Annotated in this window: 13 protein-coding genes; 12 read left to right on the top strand and 1 reads right to left on the bottom strand. The window is 62.8% G+C overall.

All coding sequences use genetic code 11. From position 1 onward, the window contains the following. Window positions 1-6: 6 nt before the first annotated feature. Window positions 7-750: a phosphonate metabolism transcriptional regulator PhnF gene (phnF, locus tag NKH23_RS04975; protein ID WP_352713977.1), complete on the bottom strand. Its 744-nt coding sequence runs from the start codon at window positions 748-750 to the stop codon at window positions 7-9. Between the two features lie 136 nt (window positions 751-886). Here phnF and phnG point away from each other — a divergent pair, with 136 nt between their 5' ends. The 12 genes from phnG to phnE (NKH23_RS04915) all read left to right on the top strand — a co-directional run bounded on the left by phnG (window position 887) and on the right by phnE (NKH23_RS04915) (window position 12,073). Further along, window positions 887-1,348 carry a phosphonate C-P lyase system protein PhnG gene (gene phnG, locus NKH23_RS04970; protein ID WP_352713981.1) on the top strand — a complete coding sequence of 154 codons (462 nt, stop codon included), beginning with the start codon at window positions 887-889 and terminating at the stop codon, window positions 1,346-1,348. Then, window positions 1,348-1,959 (top strand): phosphonate C-P lyase system protein PhnH, encoded by a 612-nt coding sequence (gene phnH / locus NKH23_RS04965; protein ID WP_352978183.1) that lies wholly within the window; start codon window positions 1,348-1,350, stop codon window positions 1,957-1,959. The genes phnG and phnH overlap by 1 nt, the downstream gene beginning before the upstream one ends. A gap of 1 nt (window position 1,960) precedes the next feature. Beyond that, window positions 1,961-3,073 carry a carbon-phosphorus lyase complex subunit gene (locus NKH23_RS04960; protein WP_352910537.1) on the top strand — a complete coding sequence of 371 codons (1,113 nt, stop codon included), beginning with the start codon at window positions 1,961-1,963 and terminating at the stop codon, window positions 3,071-3,073. Beyond that, a complete protein-coding gene (locus tag NKH23_RS04955) occupies window positions 3,070-3,981 on the top strand; it encodes an alpha-D-ribose 1-methylphosphonate 5-phosphate C-P-lyase PhnJ (RefSeq protein ID WP_352713992.1) in 912 nt (303 codons plus the stop codon). The genes NKH23_RS04960 and NKH23_RS04955 overlap by 4 nt, the downstream gene beginning before the upstream one ends. Further along, window positions 3,978-4,754, top strand: coding sequence for a phosphonate C-P lyase system protein PhnK (gene phnK, locus NKH23_RS04950; protein ID WP_352713996.1), 777 nt, complete (start codon window positions 3,978-3,980; stop codon window positions 4,752-4,754). The genes NKH23_RS04955 and phnK overlap by 4 nt, the downstream gene beginning before the upstream one ends. Before the next feature lie 211 nt (window positions 4,755-4,965). After that, window positions 4,966-5,673, top strand: a complete 708-nt coding sequence (phnL, locus tag NKH23_RS04945) for a phosphonate C-P lyase system protein PhnL (RefSeq protein WP_352910534.1) — start codon at window positions 4,966-4,968, stop codon at window positions 5,671-5,673. Next, window positions 5,670-6,287, top strand: coding sequence for a DapH/DapD/GlmU-related protein (locus tag NKH23_RS04940; RefSeq protein ID WP_352714004.1), 618 nt, complete (start codon window positions 5,670-5,672; stop codon window positions 6,285-6,287). Before phnL ends, NKH23_RS04940 begins: the two co-directional genes overlap by 4 nt. 551 nt (window positions 6,288-6,838) lie before the next feature. Next, window positions 6,839-7,549 (top strand): DUF1868 domain-containing protein, encoded by a 711-nt coding sequence (locus NKH23_RS04935; RefSeq protein WP_352910531.1) that lies wholly within the window; start codon window positions 6,839-6,841, stop codon window positions 7,547-7,549. Between the two features lie 119 nt (window positions 7,550-7,668). Continuing rightward, entirely contained in the window at window positions 7,669-8,517 is an 849-nt protein-coding gene (gene phnC, locus NKH23_RS04930; protein WP_352910528.1) for a phosphonate ABC transporter ATP-binding protein, read from the top strand. An 89-nt stretch (window positions 8,518-8,606) separates the two neighbouring features. After that, window positions 8,607-9,515 carry a phosphonate ABC transporter substrate-binding protein gene (phnD, locus tag NKH23_RS04925; RefSeq protein ID WP_352714014.1) on the top strand — a complete coding sequence of 303 codons (909 nt, stop codon included), beginning with the start codon at window positions 8,607-8,609 and terminating at the stop codon, window positions 9,513-9,515. A 166-nt stretch (window positions 9,516-9,681) separates the two neighbouring features. Next, complete coding sequence (gene phnE / locus NKH23_RS04920; RefSeq protein WP_352714016.1) at window positions 9,682-10,638, top strand: phosphonate ABC transporter, permease protein PhnE; 957 nt, start codon at window positions 9,682-9,684, stop codon at window positions 10,636-10,638. Window positions 10,639-10,705: 67 nt separating this feature from the next. Next, window positions 10,706-12,073, top strand: a complete 1,368-nt coding sequence (gene phnE / locus NKH23_RS04915; RefSeq protein ID WP_352714019.1) for a phosphonate ABC transporter, permease protein PhnE — start codon at window positions 10,706-10,708, stop codon at window positions 12,071-12,073. Window positions 12,074-12,075: the final 2 nt, after the last annotated feature.

The raw sequence follows: 12,075 nt of genomic DNA, 5'->3' as shown, positions 1-12,075 counted from the left end.
CGCATCTCAGAGCGCCGACAGTTTGAGCTCGATCCGCTCGGCCGGGAAGCGCGACTCCGAAAACTGTATCGGCTGACCGTCGGGCGTGACGTTGACGGCGACCGTCACCAGCACGATGGCGCCGGGCTGCAGCTCGAGGTCGGCAAGGTCGGCGGCATCCGCATGGCGCGCCGACAGCACTGTCGATTGCCGGAGATAGTCGTCGATGCCGAAACGTGCCAGCGATGCCGTGATCGAACCGGTTTCCGCCATGGCGGCATCGATGCCGGCAAAGCGCCTGGCATCGAACCAGCCGGCAGCGCGGGACACCGGCATTCCATCGGCTTCGCCGCGCGTTTCCAGGCGTATCACATCGGCCCCCTTCGCAAGGCCTAAGCCCTCTGCGACACGACGGTTGGCCGGCTCGACCGATGACGCGAGCAAGGTGATATGCCGCTCGGACGCCTGTCCTTGCAATCCCTCCGAAAAGCGGGTGCGCGCGCCGATCGGATAGGACAGCCGCCTGCGCGAAAGCACGAAGGTGCCGCGCCCCTGCTCCGCCCTGAGCACACCCTCCTGCACCAGCGCTGCGATGGCGCTGCGCACCGTATGGCGGTTGACGCCATAGCGTTCGGCCAACGCGATCTCGGGCGGCAGCGCGGCATTCTCGGGAAAATCGCCGACGGCGATCGAATGCAGGATCTGGTCGGCGATCTGCCGCCACAGCGCGACACCGCTGCGCCGCTCGATGCTGCTGGGCTGCCCGATCATTTCCGCCCCCGATCTTTTTGCCCCAGACATTTTCCTCGTGTCATGCACTCGTCATGGACACGCATTAGAAAATAGATATAATTTGTATAATTGTCTATATCAATAGACAAATGAACGCAGACGAGGAGCACCGGCCATGCGAGGACGGGAAGTGCGAGAGCAGGCCGAGCGCAAGGCCTTGATGGCGACGCTGGCCCAATCGGCCGGCGACGATATCGTCCGCCTCTGGGACGAAGCCGGCCTGCCTTCTGAGGCGGAACTTCTGCGTGGCCCCGAAACCGGCTTGGTTACCGTGCGTGGCAGCATTGGCGGCGGCGGCGCGCCCTTCAATGTTGGCGAGGCGACGGTCACCCGCGCCACGGTGCGGCTTGCGTCCGGCCATGTCGGCCACTGCTATGCGCTCGGCCGCGACAAGCAGAAGGCAAGGCTGGCGGCAATCGCCGACGCGCTCTGGCAGGATCCTGCCTACCGCAACGAGGTCGAGACCAGGATCGTCGCGCCCTTGCAAGCGGCACTGGCCAAGGCGCGTGACCAGCGCCGCGCCGAGACGGCGGCGACCAAGGTCGATTTCTTCACCATGGTGCGCGGAGAAGACTGATGGACGCTGCTGTGCAATCGATCGAAGGCGGCTTTGCCGACCCGGTGTTCAACGCCCAGACCGTATTCCGTGTCGTCATGGACGCGATGGTGCGCCCGGGCAGCGTGCAGCCGCTGCCGGCCCTCGCCCAGCCGCCGGCGCCGCTATCGGTCACCGCCGGCGCCATTGCGCTGGCGCTGTGCGACAACGACACGCCGCTCTGGCTCGACCTGGTTTTGCAGGGGTCGGCGGCGATGAAATCCTGGCTTGGCTTCCATACCGGCGCGCCGCGGGCCAACACCCCGGCCGACGCGCATTTCGCGCTGATCGCCACGCCGGCCGAGATGATGGCGCTCGACGGCTTTTCGCAAGGCACCCAGGATTATCCCGATCGCTCCACGACGCTGATCCTCGAGGTCGGCGATCTCGTCTCCGGCGCTCCGCTGCTGCTCGAAGGCCCCGGCATCGAGACGACGGCGACGATCGCGCCGGCGCAAATGCCGCGTCATTTCGTCGAGCAATGGAAGCAGAACAACCAGCGCTTTCCGCGTGGCGTCGACGTCATCCTCGCCACCACCGACGCAATTGCCTGCCTGCCGCGTACGACGCGCATCAAGATCATGGAGGCGTAGCATGTACGTCGCGGTAAAGGGTGGCGAAGCGGCCATTCGCAATGCTCACAAACTGCTCGCCGACCGCCGGCGCGGCGATCGTTCGGTGCCCGCACTTCGGCTCGACCAGATCGTCGAGCAGCTGGCGCTCGGCGTCGACCGAGTGATAAGCGAAGGTTCGCTTTATGATCGCGAACTGGCGGCACTCGCCATCGTCCAGGCGCGCGGCGACATGATCGAGGCGATCTTCCTGGTTCGCGCCTATCGCACCACGCTGCCGCGTTTCGGCTACACCAGGGCGATCGACACCGGCACGATGCTGGTCGAGCGGCGCGTGTCGGCGACCTACAAGGACCTGCCCGGCGGCCAGCTGCTCGGCCCGACCTTCGACTACACCCACCGGCTGCTCGATCCCGAGCTTGCCGCCGGCGGCGATGTCGCCGAACCGGAACAGCGTGCAGGCGAAGCGGAGGCGATGCCGCGCGTCTCGGCCATCCTCGCCCGCGAAGGCCTGATCGAGCCCGACGGCGACATGCCTGGGGATCATGTCCCCGGCGACATCACCCGCGAGCCGCTCGAATTCCCGATGGCGCGTGACATCCGCCTGCAGGCGTTGTCGCGCGGCGACGAGGGGTTTCTGCTGGCGCTCGGCTATTCCACCCAGCGCGGCTACGCGCGCAACCATCCCTTCGTCGGCGAGGTTCGCATCGGCGAGGTCGAACTGGAACTGGACGTGCCGGAACTGCCCTTTGCCGTGCCGCTCGGCAGCATCCGCGTCACCGAATGCCAGATGGTCAACCAGTTCAAGGGCTCGGCCAAGGCGCCGCCGCAATTCACCCGCGGCTACGGCCTCGTCTTCGGCCAGAGCGAGCGCAAGGCGATGGCCATGGCGCTATGTGACCGCGCTCTACGCGCCTCGGAACTCGGCGAGGACGTCGTCTCCGCCGCGCAGGACGAGGAGTTCGTCATCTCGCATTCCGACAATGTCCAGGCGACCGGCTTCGTCGAGCATCTGAAGCTGCCGCACTATGTCGACTTCCAGGCCGAGCTCGACCTCGTGCGCCGCATGCGCGCCGAGCATGATGCCCGCGAAAACGCCGGCAAGGGCGAAGAGAAGAGGGAGGCAGCGGAATGAGTGCACAACCAGCGGATATAGCCACCTACAACTTCGCCTATCTCGACGAGCAGACCAAGCGGATGATCCGCCGCGCCATCCTCAAGGGCATCGCCATTCCTGGCTATCAGGTGCCGTTCGCCTCGCGCGAAATGCCGATGCCCTATGGCTGGGGCACCGGCGGCGTCCAGGTCACCGCTTCGATCATCGGCCCGGATGATGTGCTCAAGGTCATCGACCAGGGCGCCGACGACACCACCAATGCGGTTTCGATCCGCGCCTTCTTCAAGAAGGTCGCCAATGTCGCCGTCACCACCGAGACGGCCAAGGCGACCGTCATCCAGACCCGCCACCGTATCCCCGAACACCCTTTGGCGGCCGGTCAGGTGCTGGTCTACCAGGTGCCGATCCCCGAACCGCTGCGCTTCCTCGAGCCACGCGAGACGGAGACGCGCAAAATGCATGCGCTGGAGGAGTATGGTCTGATGCATGTAAAACTCTACGAGGATATCGCCAGGCACGGCCGCATCGCCACGACCTATGCCTATCCGGTCAAGGTCGAGGGCCGCTATGTGATGGATCCCTCGCCGACACCGAAGTTCGACAATCCGAAGATGCACCGTTCGCCGGCTTTGCAATTGTTCGGCGCCGGCCGCGAAAAGCGCATCTATGCACTGCCGCCCTTCACCGATGTGGTCAGTCTCGACTTCGAGGATCATCCGTTCGAGGTACAGACCTTCGACCAGCCCTGCGCACTGTGCGGGGCCGAGAACGTTTATCTCGACGAGGTCATCCTCGACGACCATGGCGGCCACATGTTCGTCTGCTCCGATACCGATCATTGCGAGAAGCGGCGCGAACAAGGCCATCGCGGCCACCTTGCGCCTGAAACCCCTCTTGCCCTGGAAAAAACGGAGCCGGCGCAATGACCGACGAACCGCTGCTGCGCGTCTCGGCGCTGTCCAAATTCTACGGCTCGCGCGTCGGCTGTGAAAACGTCACCTTCGATTTGTGGCCGGGCGAGGTGCTGGCGGTGGTCGGCGAATCCGGTTCCGGCAAGACGACGCTGCTCAACTGCCTGTCGACGCGGCTGCTGCCCTCTTCAGGCGCCGCCAGCTATCGGATGCGCGACGGCCAGTTCCGCGAACTCTATCGCATGAGCGAGGCCGAACGCCGCTTCCTGATGCGCACCGATTGGGGCTTTGTCCATCAGAACCCCGCCGACGGGCTGCGCATGACGGTGTCGGCCGGCGCCAATGTCGGCGAGCGGCTGATGGCGGTCGGCGACCGTCACTATGGCAGAATCCGTGCGACGGCGGTCGACTGGTTGTCGCGTGTCGAGATCGACGAAGACCGCATCGACGACGAGCCGCGCGCCTTTTCCGGCGGCATGCGCCAGCGCCTGCAGATCGCCCGCAACCTCGTTACCGGCCCACGGCTGGTGTTCATGGACGAGCCGACCGGCGGCCTCGACGTCTCGGTGCAGGCGCGCCTGCTCGATCTGTTGCGCGGGCTGGTCACCGACCTTGGCCTGGCAGCCATCGTCGTCACCCACGACCTCGCGGTGGCGCGGCTGTTGTCGCAGCGCATGATGGTGATGAAGGACGGCCGCGTCGTCGAAAGCGGCCTCACCGACCGCGTCCTCGACGATCCGCGCGCGCCCTACACGCAATTGCTTGTTTCCTCGATTCTACAGGTCTGAAGATGATTGCTCCGCCGTACCCCCCTCTGGCCTGCCGGCCATCTCCCCCTCAAGGGGGGAGATTGGCTGTCGCTCTCGGTTTCGCCACTCTTCAACGTTGCAGAACAGGCGCAACGAAAAGGCTGCCGATCTCCCCCCTTGAGGGGGAGATGCCTGGCAAGGCAGAGGGGGGTGCTGGCCCGCAAACGAACGACGATTGGAGAACCTTCTGATGCCGACCCCGCTCGTTGTCTCCGATGTCGCCAAGAGCTTCACCATGCATCTGCGCGACGGCATCAAACTGCCGGTGGTCGCCGGTGTCTCGTTCGCGATCAGGGCCGGCGAATGCTCCGTGCTCGGCGGCCCGTCCGGCGCCGGCAAGAGCTCGATCCTGAAAATGCTCTACGGCAATTATGCCGTCGACGCAGGCCAGATCATCGTCCAGCACGAGGACGGGCTGATTGACCTGGCTTCGGCCAGCCCGCGCACCGTGCTAGCTGTGCGCCGGCTCACGATCGGTTATGTCAGCCAGTTCCTGCGCACTGTACCGCGCGTCTCGGCGCTCGATGTCGTGGCCGAACCGCTGGTCGAGCGCGGCGAAGAGCGCGAAGTAGCGCGCGGTAAGGCGCGCGCCTTGCTGGCGCAGTTGAACCTGCCGGAGAAGCTCTGGGCGCTGCCGCCGGCGACGTTCTCCGGGGGCGAACAGCAGCGCGTCAACATCGCGCGCGGCTTCATCACCGAGCACCCGATCCTGCTGCTCGACGAGCCGACCGCCTCGCTCGATGCCAGGAACCGCGACGTGGTGATTTCCCTGATCGCCGCGAAGAAGGCGGCGGGCGTCGCTTTGCTCGGCATCTTCCACGATCACGACGTGCGCGAGGCTGTGGCCGATCGCATCATCGACGTGACCGCCTTCGCCGCGGGGAAAATCGCGGCATGACGAGGAAATTGTCGGAGGCGCCGCTGGTCCACGAGACGGCGGAGATCGAGAGCTCGACGCTTGGCCGCTGGACCGAGATCGCCGAACGCAGCCGGGTCTCCGAGAGCATTCTCGGCGACTATTCCTACATGATGCAGGACTGCGCCGTCTGGTGCGCGACGATTGGCAAATTCGCCAACATCGCCGCTAGCGTGCGCATCAATGCCACCAATCATCCGACCTGGCGGCCGACGCTACACCATTTCACCTATCGCGCCTCCGACTATTGGGACGACGCCGAGCACGAGAGCGAATTCTTCGCTCAGCGCCGCGCCAAACGCGTCACCATCGGCCACGACACCTGGCTCGGTCACGGCTCGACCATCCTGCCCGGCGTCACCGTCGGCGATGGCGCGGCGGTCGGTGCCGGGGCGGTCGTCTCGAAGGATGTGGCCCCCTACACCATTGTCGGCGGCGTACCGGCCAAGCCGATCCGCGAACGCTTCGACCGCCGCACTGCGGAACGCTACCAGGCGCTCGCCTGGTGGGACTGGGATCACGCCCGGCTGCGCGCCACGCTCGACGATTTTCGGGAACTGTCGGCCAATCAGTTTTTGGAGAAGCATGGGGGTTGACGCCCCGAATAAGTCAGCCGCTCAGGCAAATGTCCAAAATAATAGAAAGAAATCCTAACGTGATTAGAATAGCAACACCAGTCTGATTTAACCTGATAAGTTCTATAAATTTTTTGTCATAACCAATATCTACAAGTGATTTTTGTTTTTCTTCAATCTTATTTGCGAAATTTATCGTAACTAACGCGATTAAAAAAATGAGAATCATTAGAATAATGGCCGCGTCGCGCCCATTTCCATAATTGTACAAGTATCCCGATATTGGATGGTTCAAGCTACCAACCCGATATACGGACATCAAAACCAGGGCCACTGTGAAACTTATCGCAGCGACTACCCCTGCAGCATACAGCCGCAACCACTGGCGCCAACGTAGCAATTAGGAAGCCTCTCTTTGATACGGATTTGAATCTTTATTTCAATCTTGATGATGTGCAACCCCGGCAGAATCGCTTGGCGAATCCTGCCTTTGATATTCTACTTCTTGGCACGGTTTTCATGTCCCTGACACATCGTCGGGGCAGGACGCGGCCTTTCCTCTGGAGATCGCAATGCCTGTTTCAGTCAAACCTTCGCTCGCCGGATTCTTTGCCGGCACCAACCCGACCCCTCCGCTGCATCTCGGCAGGCGCTACGACACCTCTGGTAATTTTCTCAACGAGCCCGGCAACACGGTCGTCTGCCATCTCGTCAATGGCTCGGCTTCAGAAGCGGGGGTCATCGAGGTGCGTGAGCGGATGCGCGCGATGCCCGATGCCGACCGGCTGGCCTTCACGCCGGTCTCCAGCCTGCACATGACGCTCTTCCAGGGCATCATCGAACATCGCCGCCGCCTTCCCTACTGGCCGCAGGACGTGCCCCTCGACACCAGCATCGACGCCATGACCCGCCTCTATCTGGAACGCCTGAACGGCTTCAAAGGCTGCGGTGCTTTCAACGTCAGGGTCGTTGAAATCGTACCGACTGGCCTGACCGTCGCCGGCGCTTCCACCGAGGACCGGCGCGTTATGCGTTCCTGGCGCGATGCCCTGTCGGTGCCGTTCGGATACCGGCATCCCGACCACGACAACTATGTGTTCCACATCACCTTCGCCTACCCGATTCGGCGCCTGGACGACGACCGGGCATCCGCATGGCAGGATCTGTTCGATGACTGCCTGTCGCTCCTTGCGCATCAGGCACCGGTGATCGAGCTGCGACCACCGGCTTTCTGCAGCTTCAGCGACATGAAGCATTTCGAGGAGCTTGTTGTGCTGGGTTGATCGCGCTGCGAGGCTGTGGGCGGTAACAAAACTGACATCAATCCGACACCGCAGGTTCATGCGGCTGCGCTAGCGAGAGTTAACAGACCTTCAATTGCGACTGGACTGGAGCCTGCACCATGTCAGCTACGCTCGAAATCCGCGGCGTCACCCGACGGTTCGGCAAGAACACCGCCGTCAGCAATGTTCACATCTCCATTCCGCAAGGCCAGATGGTCGGCATCATCGGCCGCTCCGGCGCCGGCAAATCGACGCTTCTGCGCATGATCAACCGCCTCATCGATCCGAGCCAGGGATCCATCCTGTTCGACGGCGTCGAGGTCTCCGGGTTGCGCGGCTCGCCGCTCCGGCGCTGGCAGCGCGACTGCGCCATGATCTTCCAGCAATTCAACCTGGTGCCGCGCCTCGACGTGCTGACCAATGTGCTGCTCGGCCGGCTCAACCACCGTTCGACCCTGTCCAACCTGTTCGGCATGTTTTCCCGCGGCGAATGCGCCGAGGCGGTTGCAGCTCTCGAGCGCCTCGACATCGCCCGCACCGCGCTGCAGCCTGCTGGCACCCTTTCCGGCGGCCAGCAGCAGCGCGTTGCGATTGCGCGTGCCATGATGCAACAGCCGAAGGTGTTGCTCGCCGACGAGCCGATCGCCTCGCTCGACCCGCTCAACGCCAAGGTGGTGATGGATTCGCTGCAGGACATCAATTTGCGCGAAGGCATCACCGTCATCACAAATCTCCATACGCTTGATACGGCCCGCAACTATTGCAACCGCATCGTCGGCATGGCCGCCGGCAAGGTGGTCTTCGACGGCCCGCCCGAAGACCTCAACCGCGAGGCCGTGCGCATGGTCTACGGCGCCGACAGCAATGGCGCCGAAATCTCCGAGGCCATCACCTCGACCAGTGTCGCCGTCAAACAGAAGATCGCTGCATCCGCCGGACCGCTCGAGCCAGCGTTTCCTGGTTGCTGAGAACGGCCTGATCGCTCGCCCGCGTCAAAGGCACCCGTCAAAAATTCGAACGCTACCGGCGCGAGGCCGGGACCAACAGGAGAGAGATAATGTTCAGGAAGATGGTTTTCGGTGCGGTTTCATTGCTCGCCATCGCAGCAAGTGCTGCTCACGCCCAGGATATCAAGGAATTCCGCGTCGGCATTCTCGGCGGCGAGAACGAAGCGGACCGGCTGCGCAACTTTCAGTGCCTCGCCGATCATCTGAAGACCGAATTCGGTTTCGAAAAGGTCTCGCTGTTCCCGGCTGCCGACTATGATGGCGTCATCCAGGGCCTGCTCGGCGGCACGCTCGATTTCGCCGAGCTTGGCGCGTCAGGCTATGCCAGCGTCTATCTCAAGGATCCGAACGCCGTCACCCCGATCCTCACCACCCAGCAGACCGACGGCGCGACCGGTTATTATTCGATTGGCCTGGCGCTGAAGTCGTCCGGCATCACCGACATCAAGTCGGCAAAGGGCAAGAAGCTCGGCTATGCCGACCCGGATTCGACCTCCGGCTATCTGATCCCGCTGACCCAGATCCCGAAGGACACCGGCGCTTCGAACGAAACCTTCTTCGCCTCGACGCAGTTCAATGGCGGTCACGAGAACAACGTTCTCGCCGTCCGCGACGGCAAGGTCGACGTGGCGGTTGACGATTCTTCCGGCATCGGCGACTTCAAGAACGGTTACACGTCCGGCACCTTCCACAAGGAAGTCGCCAAGGGCGCCGTCGACCCCAACGACTTCGTCGAAGTCTGGCGTTCTGGCCTGATCCCGAACGGCCCGCTGGTCGTGCGCACCGCGCTCGGCGGCGATATGACCGCCAAGCTCGCCAACTTCTTCACCAGCCTGCCGGCCAAGGACAAGCCCTGCTTCGAGGCCATCGAAGGCGGCGATTTCACCGGCTACGTTCCGGTGAAGCCGGACTTCTACAGCGTCATCGTCGAAGCCCGCAAAGCCGCGATCGGCGGCTGACGACAATTGCGGAAAGGGCGGCGTCCATTAGAGCGACGTGCGTCCACTTGGACGCACAAAGTACGCTCTAACACTTAGATGCCGCATCGTGCTTTCCGAAAGTCGAACTTCGACTTTCGGGCCGATGCGGTCGCCGCCCTTTTTGCGTGTCCGCTCGTGACCCCGTATGACCTTCGCCGCTACAATTCGTTCAGACGCGGTCCGGCAGGCAGCAGACGCCTGGCGACGCCAGACGTCCTTGCGCCGGTTCTACACGGCGCTCGGCATCGGCTTACTGCTTGTCGCCATGTGCACAGCCATGTGGTTCGCCGACGAGGCCAATGCGGGGCATTTCTTCGATCGGCTACCGCACATACTGGATTTCCTTAGTTGGCTTGTTCCCAAGGACTGGAACGACGTCTGGCGGGCGCTGTTCGACATCGCATCGCCGCACGACAAGGGCAGCCAGGAGTTCAATTTCCCGCTTGGTCGCGTCTATCTCTGGGGCGGCTTTTATCTACCCGAATATTTCGAGCTGATGCTCACCACGCTTAACGTGGCGCTGGTTTCCACTTTCATCGGCTTTGTCTTTGCGGTGCCCTTTTCCTTCATCGCCGCGCGCAACTTGACGCCCAGTCCGGTGCTCAGGCTCGTCGTCAAGCGCTTCATGGAACTGCTTCGCGCCTTCCCGGAGATCGTCATTGCCGGCCTGTTCGCAGCCATCCTCTCGACCGGCCCGGTCGCGGCCATCATCGCCATCGGCCTGCATTCGATCGGCGCCCTCGGCAAGCTCTTCTACGAGATCAATGAAAACATCGACATGCGCGCCGAAGAAGGCCTGCGCGCGGTCGGCGCCAACTGGTTCGAGCGCGTGCGCTTTGCCGGCCTGCCGCAAGTGCTGCCCAATTTCATGTCGTACACGCTGCTCAGGATCGAGATCAATGTGCGTATCTCGACCATTATCGGCGCGGTCGGTGGTGGCGGCATCGGCGAGGAACTGAAGCTCTCCATCTCGCGCGGTTTCGGCGCCAAGACGCTGGCATTGGTGCTGCTGCTGTTCACGACGATCTTCCTCGTCGACCAGTTTTCCGCCTGGCTACGCCGCAAGCTCGTCGGTGAGCAGGCATTCATGATGGGCGCCTGACCATGATCCCAAAAAGTGGATTCCGGTTTTTGGAAAAGATCATGGCAAATCAACAAGAAGACTGCCCATGGCCGCAATGACCGCCGATGAGATGCAGTCGATCGAGGAGCGCTTTCCCCAAGTGTTCCGGCGGCCCCTGTACAAACGCTTCGGCCCGCTGGTCCTGTTCACCGGCATCCTGCTCTACCTCCTCTACGCCTTGTGGTTCTTCAGCCTGCCGCAAGTGCTGAGGGAATCGCACTGGGAGCGCCTGCCGCTCTTCCTGACGCAATGGATCAGCTACGATCTGCAGCCGGAATTCCGTCTCGACCAGCCTCAGATCACACCCAGATACCCGCGTTTTTCGGCGCTTGGCGAAGACCCGCATCCCGATTGGGTCATCACCAATGCCAACGGCTCCTACACCATCCTGATCGACGGCCGAGCCAAATCCGTCACCTTCGACAAGGCCGAGGCGACGCTTGTCGCCTTTGGCCGGACGGTGCCGGTGTCGTTGGCCAGCGGCAAACCGGTAATATCCGGCCCGGTGCCGGAGTGGATCACCGTGCATGACGACGAAATCGTCGCCAGGATGGGCTTTGCCGGCGAGGTCCGTATGACCGTCGATCGCGTCAAGGTCCGCAAGCGCTTCCTTGGCTGGGCGAATTTCGTCTTCGACACACGCTCGCCCTTCTTCGGCAAGTCACCCGGCGACGTGGTCTCGTTGCTGATGTCCGGACCCCAGCTCAAGCCGGGCACATCCAATCTGGCACTGGCCGGCGACAACATCTGGAACAACGCCCAGTGGCAGCATGGCGATGTCTGGACGAAGCTGTTCCAGACCATCGTCATGGCGTTTCTCGGCACCTTGCTCGGCGGCATCGTTGCCTTCCCGCTTGCCTTCTTCGCCGCACGCAACATCACCCCGAGCGGCCTGCTTAGCCAGGTGCTCAAGCGGTTCTTCGATTTCATGCGTTCGGTCGACATGCTGATCTGGGCGCTGTTCTTCACCCGCGCCTTCGGCCCGGGTCCGCTTGCCGGCAGCGCCGCGATTTTCTTCACCGAGATCGGCACGCTCGGCAAAGTCTATTCGGAAGGCCTCGAGAACATCGACGACAAGCCACGCGAGGGCATCCAGTCGACCGGCGCCAACGGCTTGCTGGTGCAGCGCTATGGCGTGCTGCCGGAAGTGATCCCGGTCTTCATCAGCCAGACACTCTATCAGTGGGAATCCAACACCAGGGGCGCGACGATCATCGGCGCCGTCGGTGCCGGTGGCATCGGCCTGAAGCTCTGGGAGGCGATGCGCACCAATTCCAACTGGGCCAATGTCTTCTACATGGTGCTCTTGGTCCTGCTCGTCGTTTTCATCTTCGACAACATTTCCAATTTCCTGCGCCGCCGCTTGAGCAGGACGATCCACGACTACAACCGGATCCAGGCCGGCCAGGATTAACG

It is taken from the genome of Mesorhizobium sp. M1328 (genome assembly GCF_040318075.1).
In the GTDB taxonomy this organism is placed as follows: Bacteria; Pseudomonadota; Alphaproteobacteria; order Rhizobiales; family Rhizobiaceae; genus Mesorhizobium.
The sequence above is the reverse complement of the archived record's forward strand: the minus strand, read 5'-3'. Positions and strand labels throughout refer to the sequence as shown.